This window comes from Nissabacter archeti, assembly GCF_018257325.1.
GTDB lineage: Bacteria > Pseudomonadota > Gammaproteobacteria > Enterobacterales > Enterobacteriaceae > Chimaeribacter > Chimaeribacter arupi.
Genome location: NZ_JAERKB010000001.1, coordinates 264,566 through 289,248, shown reverse-complemented (window position 1 = coordinate 289,248; position 24,683 = coordinate 264,566). Strand labels below are relative to the sequence as shown.

Here is a 24,683-nt window from a genome sequence, read left to right as displayed (position 1 = left end):
TGCTCACATCTCCAGAAAGTTTTTCAGCAGTTGCGCGCCCGCGGCACCGGAGCGCTCGGGGTGAAACTGCACGCCGAAGAAGTTGTCTTTGGCGACGGCGGCGGTGAAAGGTTCGCCGTAATTGGCCTGAGCGATGGTATCGGTGCATACGGGCATGGCGTATCCGTGGACAAAATAGAAGTAGGCATCATCAGCAATGCCGCGGAACAGGTGGCTGTCAGCGTTGGCCGTCACCTGGTTCCAGCCCATGTGCGGCAGCGGCAGGCCGCGATCTTCCATTTTGATGACCGGCGTATCAATAATGCCCAGCGTCGGCACGCCGCCGTTCTCCTCACTGGAGGAGGCCAGCAGCTGCATACCCAGGCAGATGCCGAGCACCGGCTGGGTGCAGGCTTTGATCAGGTCGATCAGGTCACGCTGTTCGAGCTGATCCATCGCTGCCTGCGCGGTGCCCACGCCGGGCAGGAACAGCTTGTCTGCGCGCAGCACCACGTCGGCATCACGGCTCACCACAGGCTGGTAGCCCAGCCGCTGGATGGCGTAATTCACCGAAGAGAGGTTGGCGCAACCGGTATCCAGAATCACCACGTTCATCACAGCACTCCTTTTGAGCTCGGCAGGGTGTTGCCGTCCACCTTGATTGCCTGGCGCAGGGTACGGCCAAAGGCTTTGAACAGGCTCTCCACACGGTGGTGATCGTTCTTGCCTTTGGTTTTCAGGTGCAGGGTGCAGGCCATTGCATACGAGAGCGAGCGGAAGAAGTGCTCCACCATCTCGGTGCTGAGGTCGCCCACGCGTTGGTAGCTGAACTCCGCCTTGAATTCCAGGTGCGGGCGGCCGGAGATGTCCAGCGCACAGCTGGCTTTGCACTCGTCCATCGGCAGGACGAAGCCGAAACGGCCGATGCCGCGCTTGTCACCCAGGGCTTTGTTCAGCGCCTCGCCGAGCGCCAGCGCGGTGTCTTCCACCGTGTGGTGATCGTCGATGTAGAGATCGCCGTTGACGTCAATATTCATGCGGAAACCGCCGTGGGTGGCGATCTGGTCAAGCATATGGTCAAAGAAGCCGACGCCGGTTTTGATCTTGCTGTCGCCTTCACGGTCCAGCCAGACATCCACCTCGATGGCGGTTTCACGCGTCACGCGTTTGACCTGGGCGTGGCGGTCGCGCTGGGTCAGCTGTTGCTCAATCGCTTTCCAGTTCAGCGCGTCGCGCTGGTAGCGCAACCCGACGATGCCCATGTTCTGCGCCAGCACCATGTCCGTCTCGCGATCGCCGATCACATAACTGTTGGCGGTGTTCATCACGCCGCTCTCCAGATAGGCGGCCACCAGCGCGGTGCGCGGCTTGCGGCAGGCGCAGTGGTCTGACGGCAGGTGCGGGCAGATCAGCGTCTCATCGAAATGGATGCCCTGTGAGGTCAGGATCTGCATCATCAGGTTATGCGGCGGATCAAAATCTTCCTGCGGGAAGCTGTCGGTGCCGAGGCCATCCTGGTTGGTGATCATCACCAGCCGGTAGCCTGCCGCCTGAAGCGCCAGCAGCGCCGGGATCACATCCGGCTCCAGCGCCAGCTTATCCAGCCGGTCAACCTGGAAATCCTCCGGCGGCTCGGCAATCATCGTACCGTCACGGTCAATAAACAAAAACTTCTCGCTCACATCGGCTCCTTGCTGGGGCTGTTAAGGGGGGCGGCCGCGGCCGGCAGCGCGCGCAGGGCGTCAATCACCCGGCGGCACTCGTCCGGGGTGCCGACCGTGATGCGCAGGCATCCGGCCAGTCCCGGCTGTTTGTTCTGGTCACGCAGGATAATGCCCTGATCCCATAAGGATTTAAATACCGTGGCGGAATCGGTGAAGCGGGCCAGCACATAGTTGCTCTCGCTGGCAAACACCTGTTCCACGCCGTCGCACTGTTGCAGTGCCTGCACCAGCCAGGCGCGGCTCTCCAGTATGCCGGCCACGTGGGCGCGCATTGCCGCGATGCCTTGCCCGCTCAGCGCCTGCGCGGCGATGTCCGCCACCGGGGTGGAGAGCGGGTACGGGGCGATCACTTTCAGCAACAGCGTAATCAACGCCTCATTCGCCAGCGTGAAGCCGCAACGCAGCCCGGCCAGCGCAAAGGCTTTGGAGAGCGTGCGCAGCACGGCCAGGTGCGGGTACTCGGCCAGCCAGCCGGTCACGCTGGCCTGTGGGCAGAACTCAATATAGGCTTCGTCGATGGCGACGATCGCCCGGCCGCGCGTCATCTCCAGCACTTCGCGGAGCGTGGCCGGGTCAATCAGGTTGCCGGTCGGGTTATTCGGGCTACAGATATAGACCAGTTTGACGCCGTCGAGGCTCTGCGCAATCGCCGGCAGGTCAAGCTGCCAGTCGCGTCTGGCGGGCACGGTGCGGCGCTCAACGCCAAAGGTTTCAGCGCTGACGCCATACATGCCGTACGTCGGCGGGCAGTAGAGCACGGCATCCCGGCCCGGCTCGCAGAAGGCGCGGATCAGCAGCTCAATGCCCTCATCCGCCCCGCGGCTCACCAGCACCTGCTCCGGCCGCAGCCCGGCATAGGCCGCGTAACGGGTGATCACCTGTTTCGGCTGGCACTCCGGGTAGCGGTTAAACGTCTGGGCGGTCAGCTCAAAATGCGGCGCTTGTGGGTATTCATTGGCATTCAGCCAGACATCACCGTTGCCGCCGAGGCGGCGGGCGGACTGGTAAGGCGTCAGTTCCCGCACATTGGCGCGGGCCAGCGCGCTGATGTCGTCACGATCGGTCATTGTTGTTTCTCCCGGAGGGCGGCCACGCGCAGGGTCACGGCGTTTTTGTGGGCGGTCAGCTGCTCCGCCTGGGCCAGTGTTTCAATGGTTGGCGCGAGTTGCAGCAGCCCCTGCGGGGTCAGTTTCTGCACCGTCATCCGTTTCTGGAAATCCGCCAGCCCGAGGCTGGAGTGGGTCGCGGTGTAGCCGTAGGTCGGCAGCACGTGGTTGGTGCCGGAGGCGTAATCGCCCGCGGACTCCGGCGACCAGTCGCCGAGGAACACCGACCCGGCGCTGGTGATGCTGTCAACCAGCGCATCCGGGTCGCGGGTTTGCAGGATCAGGTGCTCCGGCCCGTAACGGTTGCTGATTTCCACGCACTGCGCCAGATCACGCGCCACAATCAAGCGGCTTTCGGCCAGCGCCTGGCGGGCAATCTCACTGCGGGAGAGCGTCGCGAGTTGCTCTTCTACCGCCTTGGCCACCGCCTCTGCCAGGGCGCGATCCGGCGTCAGCAGCACCACCTGGGAATCGGGGCCGTGCTCCGCCTGTGACAGCAAATCCGAGGCGACAAACGCCGGGGTCGCGCCGCTGTCGGCAATCACCAGCACTTCAGACGGCCCGGCCGGCATGTCGATGGCCGCGCCGTCGAGTTGCTGGCTTACCTGGCGTTTCGCTTCGGTCACATAGGCATTGCCCGGCCCGAAGATTTTATTCACTTTCGGCACGCTGCCGGTGCCGAACGCCATCGCGGCAATCGCCTGCGCGCCGCCGATCTGGAACACTTCCTGAATCCCGCACAGCTGGGCCGCGTAAAGGATCTCATCGGCAATCGGCGGCGGGGAGCAGAGCACCACGCGGCGGCAACCGGCAATACGTGACGGCGTGCCGAGCATCAGCACCGTGGAGGGCAGGGGCGCGGAGCCGCCGGGAATATAGAGGCCCACGGCGTCAATCGGGCGGGTCACTTGCTGGCAGCGCACGCCCGGCTGGGTTTCCACATCCACCACCGGCAGTTTCTGCGCGTTGTGGAAGGTTTCGATATTACGCACGGCCACGGCCATCGCCTGTTTCACGTCATCACCCAGGCGGGCGGCGGCGGCCGTGATCTCGTCGTCGCTGACGCGGATCGCGTCAATCGACACTTTGTCGAACTGGGCGCTGAAGTCGCGCAGCGCGGCATCGCCTTCCTGCCTGACCCGGCTTAAGATCGTCTGGACGGCCTCGGTGATCCGCGCCGAGGCGGACACCGCCGGGCGGGTCAGCAACGCCTGCTGTTCGGCGGCGCTGCACTGTTGCCAGTCAATAATCTGATCGAATGCGCGCATGGTTACTCCATCATCTTCTCAATCGGCAGCACCAGAATCGAACTGGCACCCAGGGCTTTCAGCTTCTCCATGGTTTCCCAGAACAGGGTTTCACTGCTGACCATGTGCATCGCCACGCGGTTCTGGTCACCGGCCAGCGGCAGGATGGTCGGGCGCTCCGCCCCCGGCAGCAGGGCGATCACCTCTTCCAGCCGCTCGCTCGGCGCGTGCATCATGATGTATTTGGATTCACGCGCCTGGATCACGCCGTGGATACGGGTCATCAGCCGGTCAATCAGCAGCTGTTTCTCCTGCGGCATTTCGCCGTCGCGCTGGATCAAACAGGCTTTGGAGCGGTAAATCACCTCGACTTCACGCAGGCCGTTGGCCTCAAGCGTGGCACCGGTGGAAACCAGATCGCAAATCGCATCCGCCAGGCCGGCACGCGGGGCCACTTCCACCGAGCCGTTCAGCAGGCAGGCTTTGAACGCCACACCCTGTTTGTCTAAGTATTGCTTAAGAATGTGCGGGTAAGAGGTGGCAATGCGGGCATTCTGCAAACTGCGCGGGCCGGTGTAATCGAAATCCAGCGCGGCAGCCAGTGACAGGCGGCACCCACCGAAGTCCAGGCGGCGCAGGGTGGTGTAGCGCGGGTCTTCGCCCTGGGCGCGGCGGCTGAGCAGCTCCTCTTCCAGCACGTTCTCGCCGATGATGCCGAGATCCACCACGCCATCCATGACCAGGCCGGGGATGTCATCATCCCGCACGCGCAGGATGTCGATCGGCATATTCTCTGCGAACGCAATCAGGCGCTGTTGTTGCAGGTTGATTTTGATCCCGCAGCGCGCCAGCAGCTCCTGTGACTCCTCGCTCAGGCGACCCGATTTCTGCATGGCTATCCGTAAACGTGTTTTATCCAACATGGTGACGCCCTCTTACCCGTAATAGTGATGTAAAAAAATTCTTTCTGATGAAGGGGTTAAAAAAAAAGCCCCCGGAAGAATCTTCCGGGGGCTTTTCTGTCGCGTTCTGCCGCCACTGGAAGATTCGTTAAACGTCTTCCAGCACACATCGCCTGAAAGACTAGTCAGGGTGATGGTGATGATGGTGGTTGAACTGAACGCGATTCATAATTTTTCTCGTCTGTTTGGGTTAACCGGCGCACAGGCCGATTCAGATTTAACTGTTGATTAACCTAAACCATCATCACGGCGTCACGCAACCTTTTTTTAGCTGGATGATTTATTTTCATTCCGGCCGCTTATTCATCACTGAGGGGAATAGAATAGGCGGAAGGTATTGCTATGCGCCGCTCTCAGGCCAGTCCTATTGTCGGCAGGGGCCGGGCGGCGTAGCGTGGCAATGAGAAACAGGCCACCGCAGGAGAAGAAAGATGGAAAATGTGGCGATAAACAAGGTCGCAATTGTCGGCTTAGGCTGGCTGGGGATGCCGCTGGCGCTGGCACTGACCGCCCAGGGGATGCAGGTCGTCGGCAGCAAAACCACACCTGACGGGGTGGATGCGGCGCGCATGGCCGGGATCGACTGTTACCCGCTGGAGATTACACCGGAAATGGCGGGGGATGCAGAGGATCTGGCGCAGCTGCTGGAGGTGGACGCGCTGGTGATCACCCTGCCGGCACGCCGCACGCCGGAGGGCAGCCGCCTCTACCTGCAAGCCGTACAGTTGCTGGTGGACAGCGCGCTGGCGCATCAGGTGAAACGGATTATCGTGACCAGTTCCACCGCAGTGTATGGTGACCAGCCGCGGGAAGTGGATGAAGAGAGCCCGCTCGACCCGGTGACTCACAGCGGCCGCGCGCTGGCGGAGCTGGAAGTCTGGCTGCACCGGTTGCCCAATATTGCGGTGGATATTCTGCGCCTCGGCGGGCTGGTGGGGCAGGACCGCCACCCAGGGCGTTTCCTGGCCGGGAAGAGCGGCATTAAAAACGGTTCGCATGGCGTAAACCTGGTGCATCAGGATGACGTGATCGCTGCGATCCAGTTGCTGCTCCGCCGGCCGGACGGCAACCGCACCTATAACCTCTGCGCGCCGCAGCACCCGCAGAAGCAGGTGTTTTACCGCAGTGCTGCAAAACGGCTGGGGCTGACACCGCCGCAGTTCGATGCCGACGACGGCAGTGCCGGAAAGATTGTAGACGGCAGCCGCATCTGCCGCGATCTCGGTTTTACCTATCAGTTCCCTGACCCAGACCGGATGCCGGTCAGCTGATCACCCCCACCGACAAACAGGGCAACCCGCGGGTTGCCCTGACATTTCCCCTGTCGCCTTTCTGCTTATGTCCATCCCCGTCCCCTTGTGAGCCGCGGGTGTGCGCCCGGCCCGCCGTGTCCTCGCGTCGTTCCTGGCCTGCTTACCGGCAACCGCCGCCGTGTTTATCAGCAATAGCCCCTGTACAGCCCCTCAGCACAGGGCGGGTGAGGGCAGACCCCACTCAATAAAGGTGAGGGCAGTCACACAATAAAAGATGACGTAAAAATGTCGGGACTGTTAAGAAAGTGTAAATATGAAGAAATAGAAAGAGGAATCCGCCCTTTTTTATTTTTTTTCTCATTTAACGCTAAAGCTTTTTTAATTAATGCCGATAAAAGGTATGCCACGTATTAAATAATATCCATTCGCATCTATTAAATCCTTTTTGCCTGTCCTGCCCTCCGGCCGGGAGGCATCTTATCGTCCCAGACACATTTTTTTACGTTTCCTGTCTTGTTGCCGCCAACCAAAAGTTGTTCTTAACCTTCCCCGTACATTTGTACAAAAAACAACCTGTTTATCCCCACGCCTTAACCTAAATTATCAGGTTAAATCCTAGGCGATTGATTCGATTCAGCTTCCTGCCAATTTCGTTAAATCAGCACGCGATGCTGTGAATTTGCGCTAATACCAGCATGAAACGCTGCTGATTCCGCTTTCTTATTCACAAGTTCGAAATGATCTCAAAAAGGGCAGATATTTGCCTTTAAAGCGGGTGTTTTTAGCCAGATTTTTACATTGGCATGATTTTTAAACTGCATTTTTATGACCTAAACGAAACTTTTACGCTTTTCGGGCTAATATTTATTTTATTTTTGTGACTTACATCACACTTTTTCGAAAATTCTTACCCGCCTCCGTTGTGCAGCTACCGCCATCAAGAGTAGAGTTGCGCCAATTAGGAATAATCCTAAGAAAGTGTGTAAAAGCGTTTCAAAGGCGAAACAGTTTCAGTACGAAAATGTCTCTTAAAAACGTTAGATTTCTTTGACCAAACCATCGGTTTTGACGCTGTCAAGCGTTTTTTTCTGTATACCAGGAACACGAATTTGGCCGGTTACGGCGCAATTACCAGGGTCAGTCTTGGGAATTTACCTGAGGCGTGAAATATACTTTTTAGCTGTTTATGTTAAGAAACATAATCAGCCAGGCGGGGTTACTGAGTATGTCCGAATTACTCAAACATATTTATGACATTAACTTGTCGTATCTGCTTTTAGCACAGCGTTTAATCAATGACGAAAAAGATGCAGCCATGTTCCGGCTGGGAATTGATGAGGCCATGGCAGATGCATTGGCGCAGCTAACCCTGCCGCAGATGGTCAAGCTGGCGGAAACCAACCAACTGCTTTGTCAGTTCCGTTTTGACGACCACAAATCGATTGAGCGCCTGACCCAGGCCTCACGCGTGGACGACCTCCAGCAGATCCATACCGGTATCCTGCTCTCCAGCAATATGCTGAAAAACCAGGCACAGGCGGATTCCGCCGCCGCAGCGCAAAAGAAAAGGGCAATGTGATGAGCGAGAAAAGCATTGTTCAGGAAGCCAAAGATATCCACCTGGCGATGGAGCTGATCACCCTCGGTGCGCGCCTGCAGATGCTGGAGAGTGAAACCCAGCTCAGCCGCGGCCGCCTGATCAAACTCTATAAAGAGTTGCGCGGCAGCCCGCCGCCGAAAGGGATGCTGCCGTTTTCGACCGACTGGTTCATGACCTGGGAACAGAATATCCACTCGTCGATGTTCTATAACATCTACCTGTTCCTGACGCAGAAAGGGCGTTGCAACGGCGTGGAAGCGGTGATCAAAGCCTACCGCCTCTACCTGGAGCAGTGCCCGCAACAGGCGGGTGAAGCCCCGGTGCTGGCGCTGACCCGCGCCTGGACGCTGGTGCGTTTTGTGGACAGCGGCATGTTGCAGATGTCCGGTTGCACCTGTTGCAGCGGCGCGTTTATCACCCATGCGCACCATCCGGCCAACACCTTTGTGTGCAGCCTGTGCCAGCCGCCGTCCCGCGCAGTAAAAAGACGTAAACTTTCGCCGCAAATGGCCGATATAACTCCTCAAACGCTGGACGAACAGGTCAAGCGCGCAGTTTGAGCGGAATAACGGCAACCTACTGAATTGGGGCCGGCAACAGGCCGGCCCGGTTCAGCAAGCACCACCCCCCCGATGTTCCGTGTCCGTGGCGTACGCCCGGCCTCTCCCGCTGTGCGCAACACCCCGCCTTTCCAACCACTTTATTAAGGAATCATCGTGTTAGTTATCATAGGTTACATCCTGGTATTAGGCGCCGTCCTGGGCGGCTACATGATGGTCGGTGGTGAACTCGGCGCGCTCTATCAACCCTCTGAGCTGGTCATCATCGGCGGCGCGGCCGTGGGCGCCTTCTTCGTGGGCAACAACGGCAAGTCGATCAAGGCCACCATGCGCGCGCTGCCGAAGCTGATGCGCGGCTCGAAATACAACAAAGCAGTCTACATGGATGTGATGGGCCTGCTTTACCGCCTGCTGGCCAAATCGCGCCAGCAAGGCATGTTGTCACTGGAGCGCGATATCGACTCCCCACCGGACAGCGAAATTTTCTCTAATTATCCGCGCATTCTGGCCGATAAAGTGCTGATGGAATACATCACCGACTATCTGCGCCTGATGGTGAGCGGCAACATGAACTCCCATGAAATCGAAGCGCTGATGGACGAAGAGATCGAAACCTTCGAACACGAGAGCGAAGTGCCGGCAGGCAGCCTGTCGATGATCGGTGACTCGCTGCCGGCGTTCGGCATCGTGGCGGCGGTGATGGGCGTGGTACACGCACTGGCCTCGGCGGATCGCCCGGCGGCGGAGCTGGGTGAGCTGATTGCCCACGCGATGGTCGGGACTTTCCTCGGCATCCTGCTGGCGTACGGTTTCATCTCGCCGCTGGCCTCAGTGCTGCGCCAGAAATGTGCCGAAAACGTCAAAATGATGCAGTGCATCAAAGTGACGTTGCTGTCGAGCATTAACGGTTATGCGCCGCAGATTGCGGTGGAGTTCGGCCGTAAGACCCTTTACACCAGCGAGCGCCCGTCCTTCGTTGAGCTGGAAGAACACGTGCGCAAAACCAAATCCCCGGCTGGTCAGACAGCGGAAGAGAAGGCATGAAACAGCAAAATCACCCGGTGATCGTGGTTAAAAAGAAGAAAGCCAAGCATGGCGGCGGCCACCACGGGGGATCATGGAAGATCGCATACGCTGACTTTATGACGGCGATGATGGCGTTCTTCCTGGTGATGTGGCTGATCTCCATCGCCAGCCCGAAAGAGCTGACGCAGATCGCCGAATATTTCCGCACGCCGCTGAAGGTCGCCATTACCGGCGGCCAGCGCAGCAGCGACAGCGAAAGCCCGATCCCCGGCGGCGGTGATGACCCGACGCGTCAGGAGGGCGAAGTGCATAAATCGACGCCGAACCACGCCGAGCAGATCGCCGAGAACGCGAAACTCGAGAAACTGCATGAGGACCTCGACCAGTTGCTGGAGTCCGATCCGCGCCTGCGCGCCCTGCGCCCGCACCTGCTGATCACGCTGACGGAAGAGGGGCTGCGCATCCAGATCATCGACAGCCAGAACCGGCCGATGTTCCGCACCGGCAGCGCGCAGGTGGAGCCGTACATGCGTGACATCCTGCGCGCCATTGCGCCGATTCTGGATCACTTCCCGAATAAAATCAGCCTGGCCGGGCACACCGATGACCTGCCGTACGTCACCGGGGAGCGCGGCTACAGCAACTGGGAACTCTCGGCAGACCGCGCCAACGCCAGCCGCCGTGAGCTGGTGTATGGCGGCCTCACCGAGGGCAAAGTGCTGCGGGTGATGGGGCTGGGCTCCACCATGCAGCTTAAGGATCACCAGGCCGATGACGCCATCAACCGCCGTATCAGCATCCTGGTGCTGAATAAAGAGGCGCAGGCGCACATCGAGCGTGAAAACAGCGAAAGCGCGGCGGTGGCCATCAGCCAGCCCGACGTGCTGAAAACCCTGGTTCCGGCCGGTCAGGGCGACGCGGCGGCACCGTCCGCGCCGGCTGACCCGGCAACGGGCCAACCGTCTGCGGCAGCGGCGCCGGCGACGCCCGCCGATGCCGCACCGGCTCAACAACCGACTCAACAACCGACCCCGGTAGCGGCCCCTGTGCCGGCGGCCACTCAGGCAGCGCGGCCTACCGCCGCGCTGCCGGCCGCACCGGACAGCCAGGCTGCACCGGGCAGCCGCGACTCACAGCAGAGGTGACACCGTGAGCATGGATATCAGTGATTTTTATCAGACGTTTTTCGACGAAGCGGATGAATTGCTGGCGGATATGGAGCAGCACCTGCTGCTGCTTGACCCGCACAGCCCGGACATCGAACAGCTCAACGCGATTTTCCGCGCGGCGCACTCGATAAAGGGCGGGGCAGCAACCTTTGGTTTTTCAATCTTGCAGGAGACAACCCACCTGCTGGAAAACCTGCTGGACGGCGCGCGCCGCAGTGAAATGCAGCTCAGCACCGAGATCATCAACCTGTTTTTGGAAACCAAAGATATTATGCAGGAGCAGCTGGACGCCTATAAATCCTCCCAGGAACCGGACGCAGAGAGCTTTACCTATATCTGCGCCGCCCTGCGCCAGCTGGCGCTGGAAGCACAGGGCGGGGAGGCTGCGGCCGCCCCTGCCGCGGCACCGGCTGCCGCCGCACCCGCCGCAACACCAGCTACCCCGGCCGCAACCCCTGCCGCCGGCGGCGGTTTGCAGATCCGCCTCAGCGGGCTGAAGCCGCAGGAGATCCCGCTGATGCTCGAGGAGCTGGGCAACCTCGGCGAGGTGACCCAGCCGCAACAGACCGACAGCACGCTGGACGTCACCCTGGTGACCTCCGTGGGCGCGGATGACATCAGCGCGGTGCTCTGCTTCGTACTGGAACCGGAACAGATCAGCATCAGCCAGGCGGCCGCTACTGTGGCCCCGGCGGCCGCAGTGAGCGCCCCGGCGGCCGGGGCCACGGCAGCGCCGGCCCCCGCCCCGGTAGCGCCGGCGGCAGCCAAAGCCGAGGCGCCGAAAGCGCCGAAAGCGGCCAAAGCCGCAGAATCTACCAGCATCCGCGTGGCCGTGGAGAAGGTGGACCAGCTGATTAACCTGGTCGGTGAGCTGGTGATTACCCAGTCGATGCTGGCGCAGCGCTCCGGCACCCTGGACCCGGTCAACCACGGCGACCTGCTGAACAGCATGGGGCAGTTGCAGCGCAACGCCCGCGATCTGCAGGAATCGGTGATGTCTATCCGTATGATGCCGATGGAATATGTGTTCAGTCGCTTCCCGCGCCTGGTGCGCGATCTCGCCAGCAAACTGAACAAGCAGGTGGAGCTCACCTTGCAGGGCAGCTCCACGGAGCTGGACAAGAGCCTGATTGAACGCATTATCGATCCGCTCACCCACCTGGTGCGCAACAGCCTCGACCACGGCATCGAAAACGCCGCGACCCGCGAGGCCAACGGCAAAAACCCGGTCGGCAACCTGATCCTCTCCGCAGAGCACCAGGGCGGCAATATCTGCATCGAGGTTATCGATGACGGTGCCGGGCTGAACCGTGAGCGTATCCTGGCGAAAGCGGCCTCTTCGGGGCTGCCGGTCAGCGAGAGCATGACGGATGAAGAAGTCGGGATGCTGATTTTCGCCCCAGGCTTCTCCACCGCAGAACAGGTCACCGACGTGTCCGGCCGTGGGGTCGGGATGGACGTAGTGAAACGGAACATCCAGGAGATGGGCGGCCATGTGGAGATCCACTCCCAGCAGGGCAAAGGCACCACCATCCGCATTCTGCTGCCGCTGACGCTGGCGATCCTGGACGGCATGTCCGTGAAGGTCGGGCAGGAAGTCTTCATTCTGCCGCTCAACGCGGTGATGGAGTCCCTGCAACCGCTGGCAGAAGATCTGCACCCGCTGGCCGGGGGCGAGCGCGTGTTGCAGGTGCGCGGCGAATACCTGCCGCTGGTGGAGCTGTTCCGGGTATTTGACGTGGCAGAGGCCCGCACCGAGGCCACGCAGGGCATTGTGGTGATCCTGCAAAGCGCCGGTCGCCGCTACGCCCTGTTGGTTGATCAGCTGATCGGCCAGCATCAGGTGGTGGTGAAAAACCTGGAAAGCAACTACCGCAAGGTGCCGGGCATCTCCGCCGCCACCATTCTGGGCGACGGCAGCGTGGCGCTGATCGTTGATGTCTCCGCGCTTCAGGCGCTGAACCGTGAAAAACGGGTATCGGGTGTGGCCGCCTGAGGCCGCCCATTATCTAGAGCCGCATAACGAGTAGGGTAACTAACATGGCAGGACTGGCAACTGTGACAAAACTGGCGGGCGAAACGGTAGGACAGGAGTTCCTGATCTTTACGCTGGGTGACGAGGAGTACGGGATTGATATCCTCAAGGTGCAGGAGATCCGCGGTTACGATCAGGTAACGCGCATCGCCAACACCCCCTCCTTTATTAAAGGCGTCACCAACCTGCGCGGCGTGATTGTGCCGATCATCGATCTGCGGGTGAAATTTGCCCAGCAGGGCGTCGAGTACAATGACAACACCGTGGTGATCGTGCTCAATTTTGAGCAGCGTGTGGTAGGCATCGTGGTGGACGGCGTCTCTGACGTGCTGTCACTCACCACGGAGCAGATCCGCCCGGCACCGGAATTTGCGGTGACGCTGGCAACGGAATACCTCACCGGCCTCGGCTCCCTCGGCGAGCGGATGCTGATCCTGGTGGACATCGAAAAGCTGCTCAGCAGCGAAGAGATGGCCCTGATGGAAGTGGTCGCCAAAGCCTGATGAAAAACCCCTTTTCCCACGGGAAAAGGGGTTTTTTTCTCTGACAATATTGTCTTATCCGCCGCATCCTCTATTATCCTGTGCGTTATTCCCCCTGATTCTTATTTCTTCCTGTTTTTTTCTCAAAGCAATCACCATTAAAATTATTAATAATCCCCGCTATTTATTTTTTAATAAGTCATTTTGTATTCACTTTTAATTGTGAAGTGAAATAGCACTATTTACTATCCACGCCTGCATAAGGTGACTGTGCCATTTGGCACAGTCCGGCGTGTTTTGAAAATATAAGGAAATAATAATGCTGTCGATAAAGAAAAGTCTGCTCTGCCTGGCGGTGTCTGCCCTGTTGATGACCACGGGGGCCGCCGCAGATCCGGGCCAGGGCCAGGGAAAAATTACGTTCAAAGGCGTGGTTATCAATGCGCCGTGTTCTGTGGATCCGGAGAGTGTGGATCTCCAGGTCTCTCTGGGTGAAGTCTCTGATAAGGCACTGGCCACCGGCGTCTCTGCTGCCGTGCCGGTCAACATCCAGCTGAATGATTGCGTGCTGGGCGGCGAAACCCCTGTTACCAAAGTAAAAGTGAAATTCGAGAGCACGAACGTTACCGCAGAAAATACCGACCTGCTGGCTAACCTGCACGCGGGCGGCGCACAGCATGTGGGTGTACGGCTGATGCAGGAAAACGAACAGCATATCGGCATCGGCTCCACGGTTGAGGTGCCTTTGGTCGGGACCAACAAAACCCAGATCCTGAAATTCAAAGCCCATATGGAACCGGTGGGCGGCGCCCCGACACCGGGTGATGTAGAAGCGTCCGCGCATTACGTCCTCGAATATCTCTGATTGCCGCTTTACGGCGTTACGCCGTTTATTGCCACCGCCGGGGTAACCCCCGGCGTTTATTTCCTGCCGATCAACCAGATTATTATGCCGTTAATCAGTTTGTCTGTCAGAACAGGGATAATAAGCACGTTCCTGCCGCTGCTTATTCTCTCTTTTCCGCTGAGCGCCACTGAATTTAATCTCCATGCCCTGGACGCTGACGCGCGCCATAATATCGACCTGGCGGCATTTGCCGACCCCGGCAGCATGATGGCGGGGGAATATTTGGTCAACGTCACGGTCAACGGCCAGCCCCTGCCTGACCCGGTGCTGCTGGCCTGGCGTGCCGCCCCGCAGGCCATCGGGCCGCAACCCTGTATTCCTGACACCCTGGCTGACGCCCTGGGCCTGCAACCGGCGATCCGCCGTACGTTGCCGCTGGTGCAGGGCTGCGTCTCTTTTGCCGCCCAGCCCGGTATCACTTTCACCCTCGATCGCGCCAGCCAGACGCTGGCCATTACCGTGCCGCAGGCGTGGCTGGCCTATACCGACCGCCAGGGCGTGCCGCGCGCCCTGTGGCACCACGGCATCAGCGGCGCTTTTCTTGACTACAACCTGTTTGCCGCCCATTACGCGCCGCAGCAGGGCGGGGCGCGCAACACTCTTGATGCCTACGGCACCGCCGGGGTCAACCTCGGGGCCTGGCGGTTACGCAGCGATCTGCACTACTTTACCGGTGATGATGCCGGAGACGAGGACCACCGCCTCAGCCCGTCGCGCCTCTATGCCTTCCGCCCGCTGCCGTCAGTCAACGGCAAACTCACCCTGGGCGAAACCGATCTTCACTCCGATATTTTCGACGGCTTCGCGTTCACCGGCGCTGCGCTGGAGAGCGACGAACGGATGCTGCCCTACCATTTGCGCGGCTACGCGCCGCAGGTCAGCGGCATGGCCAGAACCCATGCCCGCGTCACGCTCAGCCAGAACGGCCGCACCCTCTACCAGACGGACGTGCCGCCCGGCCCCTTCCTGATCCAGGATCTCAGCGAAGCCTATCAGGGTGCGCTGGAGGTGGCCGTCACCGAAGAGGACGGCAGCCGCACCACCTTTACGGTGGAGACCGCGGGCGTGCCGTTTTTGACCCGCAAAGGGCAGTGGCGGTACAAACTCGCCGGTGGCCGGTTAACCGGGCAGCCGGGCGGCGCGGTGCGGGAGCCGGACTTTTACAGCGGCGAATTCTCCTGGGGGGCGTTTAACCAGACGTCGTTGTATGGCGGCCTGCTGACCAGCGGCAGCGACTACCGGGCGCTGTCGCTGGGGGCGGGGCAGAACCTGATGCACCTGGGGGCAGTCTCGTTTGACGTTACCCAGGCCCAGGCGACGTTGCCGCATCAGGCTGCCGTGCGCGGCACACGTTACCGGCTCAGCTACAACAAACGGTTTGCCGCCGGCAACAGCGGGATTGCGCTCTCCGGCGACCGTTATGCTGACCCGCATTTCCTCTCGCTGGCGGATCTGGCCCGTGGCGGGCCGGCGCAGGGCCGCGCCGAAAAACAGTCCGTTAACCTCATCGCCAACCACTACATGACGCCGCTGAAGGTGTCGCTGGCGCTCAGCCTGCGCAACCAGCGCGACTGGCAGGGCGCGGATGAAAATACCTACACCCTGACGCTGGGCCGGATGTTTGACCTCGGGCCGTTGCGCAGCCTTTCTGCCTCGCTCTCCGCCGGCCGCACCCGCAGTGAGGCCGGCGGCAGTGACAAGCAGTTCTATGTCTCTTTCAGCCTGCCGCTCCATGACGGTGACCGCTTAAGCTACAGCGTGCAGCAGGGTGAGGGGGTGGATCAGCTGCTGAATTATGCCGCTTTCCCCGACCGCGACAGCAACTGGGGGCTGAGTGTGGGCCATCAGCACGGCGGCAGTGAGCCGGGGATGCTGGCGCGCGGCAACGTCCAGCAGCGCAGCGCGCTGGGTGAACTGGCGCTGGCGGCCAGTTACAAGCAGCAGGCGTACTACTCGGTGAACGCCGGCTGGGCCGGGTCGATCACCGCCACCCGCCACGGCGCGGCGCTGCACCGCTACAACCAGGGCAATGAACCCCGGCTGATGGTGGACGGCAACGGCATCGCGGCGATCCCGCTCAATAACGGCAGCGCCGTCACCAACCCGTTCGGCGTGGCGGTGATCCCCACACTCAACAGTTACCAGCCCGCCGAGGTGCGGGTTGATGTCAACCATCTGCCTGAAGACGTCACGGTACATAACAACGTCCTGCGCCAGACCTTCACCGAAGGGGCCATTGGTTACCGGCCGCTGAATGCGGTGCAGGGCGGGAAGGGCATGGTGGTTATCCGCCTGGCAGACGGCACCTTTCCGCCGCTGGGGGCGGAAATCGTGGATGAGGCGCGGGCGCTCAGCGTCGGCATGGTCAGCGAGGCGGGGATGGCCTATTTGCAGGGCGTTGCGCCGGGCCATGTGCTCCACGTGCAGTGGGGCAGGGGGAAGGCGTGCCGCCTGACGCTGCCGGGCACCTTCCCCGCCACCGGTGGCACGCTGCTGCTGCCGTGCGGTGACTGATTATTTTCAGGCGGATAACGCCTGTTACCTGAAGGAGTTATAGGATGAAACTGCGATCGCTTCTGTTATTGCCAGGCGTGCTCTGCGCCGCGTTAACCAGCCAGGCTGCCGTCAACCTCGACCGCACCCGGCTTATCGCCTATGAGGCGGATGCCTCCGTCAGCCTGATGGTGACCAACGAGAGCAGCGCGCTGCCCTACCTGGCGCACGCCTGGGTCGAGGATGCCGCGGGCAACAAGGCGGCGTCGGTGTTTATGGCGCTGCCGCCGCTCCAGCGGCTGGAGCCGCAGGCCAACAGCCAGGTCAAACTGGTGCGCCAGCCGGGCGCGGCGTCCCTGCCTGCCGATCGCGAAAGCCTGTTCTACTTCAATATGCGGGAAGTGCCGCCCAAAGCCAGCCAGCGCAACGTCATGCAGATGGCGACACAAAGCCGCATCAAACTCTTCTACCGCCCGGCGGCCATCGCCAGCCTGCCTGCCATTCCCTGGCAGGAGCGCATTGTGGTGACGCGCAGCGCGGCCGCACTGACATTGCGCAACCCCACGCCCTACTACATCACGGTCGGGTTTGTCGGCAACCGCCGCCAGCCGGGCATAAAAGCGTTTGGGGGCATGATGGTGCCGCCGTTCGGCAACGCCAGCGCCGCCATTGACGGCACGCTGCACCCGGCATTCCTGCTGGGCTACATCAATGACCACGGCGCGCTGAACATGCTGGCGGTGGACTGTGCGGCGGGCGCGCCCTGCCGGGTGACGCCGGATAAGGGGGAGGGGCGATGAGGCGCGCGGCCCTGCTGTTGCTCGGCCTGTTGCTGTTTACCGGCCGGGCGCTGGCGCTGGATTGCTTCCTGAACGGGCCGGGCGGGGCGGTGGATGTCACCGCGCAGGTCGAGCCGTTTGCGGTGCCTGCCAATGCCACACCCGGCGACATCATCTGGGAGAGCGGCGACTACACCCTCACCGTCTACTGCGACAACAACACGGCTGACCAGCATGAACGCGAGAACGTTTTCGCCTGGATCAACCCTTATCCGTCGCAAACCGATCCCTACTACCAACTGGGCGTGAATTTTAACGGCCAACAGTTTGATGCGGCAGGCGGCCTGTATGGGCTGGACACCCACCAGTGTGTGGATAACAACGTGCTGGCACAGAACCCGGACTTAATGCGGGAACACCCTGAAAAACTCTGCTCAGGGAATGCGGCCCAGGTGCACACCTCGCGCGCCTTCAACGTACGTTTCCGCCTCTATGTGAAACTGAACAGCCTGCCGCCGCCGGGCTACCAGAGCGCGCTGGGCAGTTATACGCTGGTGCAGTTCGACGGCAAAGGCGGCATCAACCAGTTGCCGGACGCCCGCAACCTGAAATACCGCCTCAACGGCCTTAATAACATCACCGTGCTGGACTGCGGCGCGTCGCTGACGGTGCACCCGGAGAACCAGATCGTGGACTTCGGCACCGTCAGCGCCGCTGACCTGGCAAACGCGCCGCGTGAGCGTACCTTTTCCGTGACTGCCACCAAAACACAGGATCACACCTGCAGCATGGGGTTCCGGCTGGCCGCGGAGTTCTACACTGACCAGCCGCTGCTGGCGGGCAATACGGCCCTCGATCTGCAAAACGGCCTGATGCTGAACATCCTGGAGGCAAAAACGCCGCTGGTTTTCAACCACTATTTTCTGTTCGCGGATTTCAGCACCCACTCGCTGAGCGTGGAGAGAACCTTTACCGCCCGGTTGTTGCCAATCCCCGGCCGCACGGTCACCCCCGGCCCGTGGGAAGCCACCACGGTATTCAAGATTAACTACTACTGATTTTCCCCCCGGCAGGCGCCCGGCCTGCCGCCCGCGCTTTTCAGCAAATGCCGCATAAAGTTCCCTTTCATGGTGCCGATAACATGTTCAGTTGAATCACCTACTAAGGGACATCATGTTAAAGCGAATGAAAGTGGTCACCAGCCTGGTCATCATGCTGGCGTTGTTCGGCGCACTGCAACTTGCGTCAGGCGGCCTGTTTTTCAGCGCCCTGAAAAACGATAAAGATAATTTTGCCACCTCGCAGCGCATCCGCCAGCAACAGGCTGAGATGAACGCGAGCTGGATCTACCTGCTGCAAACCCGTAACACCCTGAACCGGGCGGGCATTCGCTACATGCTGGACGCCAACCAGATGGGCAGCGGCGCGACCGTGAAAGAACTGGTGGCCGTGGCGCAAAAAGATCTGGAGATCGCCGCGCAGCACTACGCCAACTATCAGAAAATCCCGCTGGATGCCGGCCAGAACCCGCGCTATGCCGATGAAGTTAAAAAGAATTATGACATCCTGCACGGCGCGCTGTCCGAACTGATTGAGCTTATCAGCATCGGCCGCATCAATGACTTCTTCGAACAACCGACCCAGAGCTACCAGGACGGCTTTGAAAAGGCATTCGTCAATTACATCGACCAGAACGACAAGCTTTATGACCACGCGGTGAAGGACAGCGAGTCTTCCTTCGGCAACGCCATGTGGGTACTCGGCACGGTGCTGATCCTGGTGCTGTTACTGATCGCCGCGGCCTGGTTCGGCATTCAGAGCGCGCTGATCGCGCCGCTTAACCGCCTGATCGCACACATCAAACACATCGCCGCCGGTGACCTGACCCACCCGGTGGAAGGGGCAGGCCGCAACGAGATGGGCCAACTGGCCGCCAGCCTGCAACACATGCAGAGCGAACTGATCACTACCGTCAGCGGCGTGCGCCTCGGGGCCGATGCCATTTACAGCGGCGCGAGCGAAATCTCCGCCGGTAACAATGACCTCTCCTCACGCACCGAGCAGCAGGCCTCTTCGCTGGAAGAGACCGCCGCCAGCATGGAGCAGCTCACCGCCACGGTGAAACAGAACGCCGAAAACGCCCGTCAGGCCAGCCAGCTGGCGCTGAGTGCCTCCGAAACCGCACAGAAAGGCGGCAAGGTGGTGGCGAACGTGGTGCAGACCATGCAAGAGATTGCCGGCAGTTCGCAGAAGATCGCTGACATCACCGGTGTGATTGACGGCATCGCCTTCCAGACCAACATCCTGGCGCTGAACGCCGCCGTGGAAGCCGCCCGTGCCGGTGAGCAGGGGCGTGGTTTCGCCGTGGTCGCCGGTGAGGTGCGCAACCTGGCGCAACGCAGCGCCCAGGCCGCGAAAGAGATCAAAGGGCTGATTGATGACTCCGTGGCCCGCGTTGATACCGGCTCCACGCTGGTGGAGAGCGCCGGTGAAACCATGAGTGACATCGTCAGCGCCGTTACCCGCGTGACTGACATCATGGGCGAAATTGCCTCCGCCTCGGATGAACAGAGCCGCGGCATCGAGCAGGTCGGGCTGGCCGTGACCGAAATGGACCGCGTGACCCAGCAGAACGCCGCGCTGGTGGAAGAGTCTGCCTCTGCCGCCGCCGCGCTGGAAGAGCAGGCGAGCCGCCTGACGCAATCCGTGGCGGTATTCCGCCTGACCACCAGCCAGCAGCGTAACGCCGTGGCTGAACTGGCACCGAAAAGCGTGGCCACCGCACCGGTATTGAAAAAACCGGCCGCCGCTGCCGCCGCCACCACAGAAAATTGGGAAACCTTCTGACCGGCAACCCTGCCTGACAGAGGCCACAGGACGGTGACTACCCTGCCGGCACAGTGCCGGCAGGCGCAAACAACCCGCAGCAGCACAGGAATACTGAGATTGAGCAACAACACAGCGCTTTGTTTGCACCCTGAGGGGGTGTTATGAACCGGCAACCACTGACCCCGGAACCTGATCTGGCCTCCCTGTCACAGATGGCCCAGCGCCTGCCGCTGTCTGATGTGCATTTCCGTCGCATCAGCCAGCTGATTTACCAGCGTGCCGGCATCGTACTGGCCGATCACAAACGTGAAATGGTCTACAACCGGCTGGTGCGCCGCCTGCGCACCCTGGGGCTGAACGATTTCGGCCAGTACCTGGCGAAACTGGAGCAGAACCAGAACAGCGCAGAGTGGCAGGCGTTTATCAACGCGTTGACCACCAACCTGACGGCGTTTTTCCGCGAGGCGCACCACTTCCCGATCCTGGCGGAGCACGCCCGGTCGCGCGGCGGCAACTACAGCGTCTGGAGCACCGCGGCCTCCACCGGGGAAGAGCCATACTCCATCGCCATGACGCTGATGGAAGCGCTCGGCAACCGCGGCAACGGCGCACAGGTGATCGCCTCTGACATCGACACCCAGGTGCTGGAGAAGGCGACCGCCGGTGTCTATCGCCAGGAGGAGCTGCGTACCCTCAGCCCGCAACAGTTGCAGCGTTTCTTCCTGCGCGGCACCGGCCCGCATGAAGGGCTGGTGCGGGTGCGGCCGGAGCTGGCGGCGATGATCACCTTCCAGCCGCTGAACCTGCTGGCACCGGAATGGGCGCTGCCGGGGCAGTTTGACGCCATTTTCTGCCGTAACGTGATGATCTATTTCGATAAAGAGACCCAGGAGCGCATCCTGCGGCGTTTCGTTCCCTTGCTGAAGCCGGGCGGGCTGATGTTCGCCGGCCATTCTGAAAACTTCAGCCAGATCAGCCGGGAATTCTGCTTGCGCGGCCAAACCGTGTACAGCCTGGCCAAGGAGAAGTCATGAGTAAAATCAGGGTACTGAGTGTTGATGACTCAGCACTGATGCGCCAGTTGATGACCGAGATCATCAACAGCCACCCGGACATGGACATGGTCGCGACCGCGCCCGATCCGCTGGTGGCCCGTGATCTCATCAAAAAATATAACCCGGACGTGCTGACGCTGGACGTTGAAATGCCGCGCATGGACGGGCTGGATTTCCTCGAAAAGCTGATGCGCCTGCGGCCGATGCCGGTGGTGATGGTCTCTTCCCTGACCGGCAAAGGCTCAGAGATCACCCTGCGGGCGCTGGAGCTGGGGGCGATTGACTTCGTCACCAAGCCGCAGCTCGGCATCCGTGAAGGGATGCTGGCCTACAGCGAGATGATCGCCGACAAAATCCGCACCGCGTCCAAAGCGCGGCTGACCCAGCGCCAGCAGGGGGCCGGCAGCCCGGCGATGCTCAGCCATGCGCCGTTGCTCAGCAGTGAGAAGCTGATCGCCATCGGCTCCTCCACCGGCGGCACGGAGGCGATCCGCCATGTGCTGCAACCGCTGCCGCCGTCCAGCCCGGCGCTGCTGATCACCCAGCATATGCCGCCGGGCTTTACCCGCTCGTTTGCTGACCGGCTCAACAAGCTGTGCCAGATAACGGTGAAAGAGGCGGAAGACGGCGAGCGCGTGCTGCCGGGCCACGCCTATATTGCGCCGGGTGACCGGCATATGGAGCTGGCGCGCAGCGGTGCCAACTACCAGATCAAAATCACCGATGGCCCGGCGGTCAACCGCCACCGGCCATCCGTGGATGTGCTGTTCCGTTCGGTGGCGCAGTACGCCGGGCGCAATGCGGTAGGGGTGATCCTGACCGGGATGGGCAACGACGGTGCCGCAGGCATGCTGGAGATGCACCGGGCAGGCGCCTACACCCTCGCACAGAACGAGGCCAGTTGCGTGGTATTCGGCATGCCGCGTGAAGCCATCGCCTCCGGCGGTGTCAGTGAGGTGGTGGACCTGAGCCAGATAAGCCAGCGGATGCTGGCGCAAATCTCAGCCGGGCAGGCGCTGCGCATCTGATGCGCCGGGCCTTTTAACATGAGCAACTTCGCTCAGAAACGAACAATAAACCTTAGTTAGGAGTACGTATGGCAGATAAGAATCTTCGCTTCCTGGTGGTGGACGACTTCTCCACGATGCGCCGCATCGTCAGGAACTTGCTGAAAGAGCTGGGCTTTAACAACGTGGAAGAGGCCGAAGACGGCGCAGACGCCCTGAACAAACTGCGCAGCGCGCCGTTTGATTTCGTGGTGTCTGACTGGAACATGCCGAACATGGACGGCCTGCAACTGTTGCAGACCATCCGCGCTGACGCAGCGCTCGCGGCCATGCCGGTGCTGATGGTCACGGCGGAAGCCAAGAAAGAGAACATCATCGCTGCCGCTCAGGCCGGTGCAAGCGGTTATGTCGTCAAGCCGTTTACTGCGGCAACCCTCGAAGAAAAGCTGAATAAGATCTTCGAAAAACTCGGGATGTAAGGAGAAGGGTATGGCACAACAACACACGCCCGCGTTTGAAGCCGCCTCCGCCGGCGATATTATTTCGCGCATCGGGCAACTGACGCGTATGCTGCGTGACAGCATGCGGGAACTGGGCCTGGATCAAGCGATTGCGCAGGCGGCGGAAGCCATCCCAGACGCCCGCGACCGGCTGGACTATGTGGTCACCATGACCGCGCAGGCCGCTGAGCGCGCGCTGAGCAGCGTTGAAGCCGCGCAGCCGCGCCAGAACGAACTGGAAACCGGGGCGAAAGCGCTCTCCGGCCGTTGGGACGCCTGGTTTGAAAACCCGATTGAGCTGGCGGATGCGCGCGAGCTGGTGACCGACACCCGTCAGTACCTGAGCGCGGTGCCGGAACATACCGGGTTCACCAACGCCCAGCTGATGGAGATCATGATGGCGCAGGATTTCCAGGACCTGACCGGTCAGGTGATCAAGCGCATGATGCATGTGGTACAAGAGATTGAAACGCAGTTGCTGATGGTACTGATGGAGAACATTCCCGATCAGGCCGCCAAGCCGAAGCGTGAAAATGACAGCCTGCTCAACGGGCCGCAGCTCGATGCAAATGGTGTGGGTGTTGTTGCCAGCCAGGCACAGGTTGACGATCTGCTCGACAGTCTGGGCTTCTGATTCAGTGACTGAAATCCCTCCACGGAGACGTGGGGGGATTTTTTTTTGCCTGGCGGCAGGCCTGGCAGGAGGGCGGCTGCCGTTGCCGCTACCTGGTGTGATGTGGCTTGTTTCGGTTGGTTATGTGCGGTGGCATGTTTCGGTTGGTTATGTGTGGTGGCATGTTTCGGTTGATTATGTGTGGTGGCTTGTTTCGGTTGTTCATGTGTATTTGTCTACTTGAGCCGCCGAGCCTCAACCGAGCAGGGCCTGCCGGCGCGCCGGCCCTGCACCCGCGGGCATGGAGTACGTGGTACGGGTTTTCATGGTTTTGGTGGAATGTTTCGGTTGCTCAGGTGTCTTTGTCTACCTGGCTTTCCGAACCTCAACCGAGCAGGGCCTGCCGGCGCGCCGGCCCTGCACCCGCGGGCATGGAGTACGCGGTACGGGTTTTCATGGTTTTGGTGGAATATTTCGGTTGCTCAGGTGCCTTTGTCTACCTGGCTTTCCGAACCTCAACCGAGCAGGGCCTGCCGGCGCGCCGGCCCTGCACCCGCGCGCTGTCGGTGATCCGGCTGAATCATTGCACGCTCCCGCGTGTCCCCTCACTCCGCCTCCGGGCTGATCGGGCCGCCGCTAATGACAGTCCCTGTCATGGGCGGCTCTCGCGGGCATCCATGCCCGCTCGCCCGGCCCTGCGCCTCCACTCGGCAATGATTTTTACGCCCCCACCCCCTCTGCAAATCAATAGGTATGTGAGGAAATAGTAGGGGAGGATTTTTTTTGCGTTCGGCGTGTTTTTTCTCATTTTGAATTTTCATGCGGCAATGCAATTTCACGCATTCCAAACCTTAAAAAGAACTTATCTACTCTTTCCTTACATAGCCGAGGATTTGCAGTCTGGTGGGGGCATTAAATTATTGCCGACGAGGGCGCAGGGCCGGGCGAGCACACAGGGATGTGTGCGAGAGGGACAGCCACGCTGGGAGCGTGTCTGTCCCGGCCCGATTAGCCCGGAGAACGAAGGAGGGAACCCGCTACGCGGGCAATAATTCTGCCGGGGCACCCAAAGCGCGGGGATGCAAGGGGCGCGCGCTTACGCGCCCCTTGCGCGGTGGCGGCAGCGGGGCTGCAGAAAGAAGCCGGGCGTCTGCCAACGCAACACACCTCGATCCAAAAGCCATCCGCACATAAACAACCAAAACAAACTACTTTACGACCAATGACGGCAGCGAAGCCGCAGAAGGAGTGCGGGCGTTTGCCAACGCAACAAACCTCAATCAAAAAGAAACATACCACCAAAACATATCACTATACGGGCGACAGCGGCCCGCCCCCGCCGGGGCCACCTGTCGAT

The 24,683-nt window shown here is 60.7% G+C and carries 22 protein-coding genes and 1 other annotated feature; of the genes, 16 read left to right on the top strand and 6 right to left on the bottom strand.

Going from position 1 to position 24,683, the window contains the following annotated elements; genetic code table 11:
• Positions 1-3: 3 nt before the first annotated feature.
• The 6 genes from hisH to hisL form a co-directional block, all read right to left on the bottom strand.
• Positions 4-594, bottom strand: a complete 591-nt coding sequence (gene hisH / locus JK232_RS01245; protein WP_101828585.1) for an imidazole glycerol phosphate synthase subunit HisH — start codon at positions 592-594, stop codon at positions 4-6.
• Positions 594-1,661, bottom strand: a complete 1,068-nt coding sequence (hisB, locus tag JK232_RS01240) for a bifunctional histidinol-phosphatase/imidazoleglycerol-phosphate dehydratase HisB (RefSeq protein ID WP_101828586.1) — start codon at positions 1,659-1,661, stop codon at positions 594-596. Before hisB ends, hisH begins: the two co-directional genes overlap by 1 nt.
• On the bottom strand, positions 1,658-2,770 hold the full coding sequence (hisC, locus tag JK232_RS01235) for a histidinol-phosphate transaminase (protein WP_101828587.1): 1,113 nt from the start codon (positions 2,768-2,770) through the stop codon (positions 1,658-1,660). Before hisC ends, hisB begins: the two co-directional genes overlap by 4 nt.
• Positions 2,767-4,077 carry a histidinol dehydrogenase gene (hisD, locus tag JK232_RS01230; RefSeq protein ID WP_212588665.1) on the bottom strand — a complete coding sequence of 437 codons (1,311 nt, stop codon included), beginning with the start codon at positions 4,075-4,077 and terminating at the stop codon, positions 2,767-2,769. The genes hisC and hisD overlap by 4 nt, the downstream gene beginning before the upstream one ends.
• 2 nt (positions 4,078-4,079) lie before the next feature.
• Positions 4,080-4,979: an ATP phosphoribosyltransferase gene (hisG, locus tag JK232_RS01225; protein WP_072928455.1), complete on the bottom strand. Its 900-nt coding sequence runs from the start codon at positions 4,977-4,979 to the stop codon at positions 4,080-4,082.
• A gap of 59 nt (positions 4,980-5,038) precedes the next feature.
• Positions 5,039-5,164: a sequence feature (His leader region), on the bottom strand.
• A complete protein-coding gene (gene hisL, locus JK232_RS01220) occupies positions 5,140-5,187 on the bottom strand; it encodes a his operon leader peptide (RefSeq protein WP_002231208.1) in 48 nt (15 codons plus the stop codon). It overlaps the preceding feature by 25 nt.
• 277 nt (positions 5,188-5,464) lie before the next feature.
• Between hisL and JK232_RS01215 the strand changes: the two genes are divergently transcribed.
• From JK232_RS01215 to cheZ, 16 genes are all read left to right on the top strand, one after another.
• Positions 5,465-6,289, top strand: a complete 825-nt coding sequence (locus JK232_RS01215) for an SDR family oxidoreductase (RefSeq protein ID WP_072928596.1) — start codon at positions 5,465-5,467, stop codon at positions 6,287-6,289.
• Positions 6,290-7,490: 1,201 nt separating this feature from the next.
• Positions 7,491-7,850, top strand: coding sequence for a flagellar transcriptional regulator FlhD (gene flhD / locus JK232_RS01210; protein WP_175558148.1), 360 nt, complete (start codon positions 7,491-7,493; stop codon positions 7,848-7,850).
• Positions 7,850-8,431, top strand: a complete 582-nt coding sequence (gene flhC / locus JK232_RS01205; protein ID WP_072928457.1) for a flagellar transcriptional regulator FlhC — start codon at positions 7,850-7,852, stop codon at positions 8,429-8,431. Before flhD ends, flhC begins: the two co-directional genes overlap by 1 nt.
• Before the next feature lie 156 nt (positions 8,432-8,587).
• A complete protein-coding gene (gene motA, locus JK232_RS01200) occupies positions 8,588-9,475 on the top strand; it encodes a flagellar motor stator protein MotA (RefSeq protein WP_072928458.1) in 888 nt (295 codons plus the stop codon).
• Entirely contained in the window at positions 9,472-10,602 is a 1,131-nt protein-coding gene (gene motB, locus JK232_RS01195; RefSeq protein WP_212588664.1) for a flagellar motor protein MotB, read from the top strand. The genes motA and motB overlap by 4 nt, the downstream gene beginning before the upstream one ends.
• Positions 10,603-10,606: 4 nt before the next feature.
• Positions 10,607-12,622, top strand: coding sequence for a chemotaxis protein CheA (cheA, locus tag JK232_RS01190; protein ID WP_212588663.1), 2,016 nt, complete (start codon positions 10,607-10,609; stop codon positions 12,620-12,622).
• A gap of 44 nt (positions 12,623-12,666) precedes the next feature.
• Positions 12,667-13,164: a chemotaxis protein CheW gene (cheW, locus tag JK232_RS01185; RefSeq protein WP_072928461.1), complete on the top strand. Its 498-nt coding sequence runs from the start codon at positions 12,667-12,669 to the stop codon at positions 13,162-13,164.
• A 298-nt stretch (positions 13,165-13,462) separates the two neighbouring features.
• Positions 13,463-14,008: a fimbrial protein gene (locus tag JK232_RS01180; RefSeq protein WP_072928462.1), complete on the top strand. Its 546-nt coding sequence runs from the start codon at positions 13,463-13,465 to the stop codon at positions 14,006-14,008.
• Entirely contained in the window at positions 14,009-16,564 is a 2,556-nt protein-coding gene (locus JK232_RS01175; protein ID WP_212588662.1) for a fimbria/pilus outer membrane usher protein, read from the top strand.
• A gap of 44 nt (positions 16,565-16,608) precedes the next feature.
• Positions 16,609-17,343 (top strand): fimbria/pilus periplasmic chaperone, encoded by a 735-nt coding sequence (locus JK232_RS01170; RefSeq protein ID WP_212588661.1) that lies wholly within the window; start codon positions 16,609-16,611, stop codon positions 17,341-17,343.
• Positions 17,340-18,380 carry a fimbrial protein gene (locus JK232_RS01165; protein ID WP_072928464.1) on the top strand — a complete coding sequence of 347 codons (1,041 nt, stop codon included), beginning with the start codon at positions 17,340-17,342 and terminating at the stop codon, positions 18,378-18,380. Before JK232_RS01170 ends, JK232_RS01165 begins: the two co-directional genes overlap by 4 nt.
• A 115-nt stretch (positions 18,381-18,495) precedes the next feature.
• Positions 18,496-20,169, top strand: a complete 1,674-nt coding sequence (locus tag JK232_RS01160) for a methyl-accepting chemotaxis protein (RefSeq protein ID WP_072928465.1) — start codon at positions 18,496-18,498, stop codon at positions 20,167-20,169.
• Between the two features lie 143 nt (positions 20,170-20,312).
• Positions 20,313-21,185 carry a protein-glutamate O-methyltransferase CheR gene (gene cheR, locus JK232_RS01155; protein WP_072928466.1) on the top strand — a complete coding sequence of 291 codons (873 nt, stop codon included), beginning with the start codon at positions 20,313-20,315 and terminating at the stop codon, positions 21,183-21,185.
• Entirely contained in the window at positions 21,182-22,234 is a 1,053-nt protein-coding gene (locus tag JK232_RS01150) for a protein-glutamate methylesterase/protein-glutamine glutaminase (protein ID WP_072928467.1), read from the top strand. Before cheR ends, JK232_RS01150 begins: the two co-directional genes overlap by 4 nt.
• A 68-nt stretch (positions 22,235-22,302) precedes the next feature.
• Positions 22,303-22,692, top strand: a complete 390-nt coding sequence (gene cheY, locus JK232_RS01145; RefSeq protein ID WP_072928468.1) for a chemotaxis response regulator CheY — start codon at positions 22,303-22,305, stop codon at positions 22,690-22,692.
• 10 nt (positions 22,693-22,702) lie between these two features.
• Entirely contained in the window at positions 22,703-23,347 is a 645-nt protein-coding gene (cheZ, locus tag JK232_RS01140; RefSeq protein ID WP_072928469.1) for a protein phosphatase CheZ, read from the top strand.
• Positions 23,348-24,683: the final 1,336 nt, after the last annotated feature.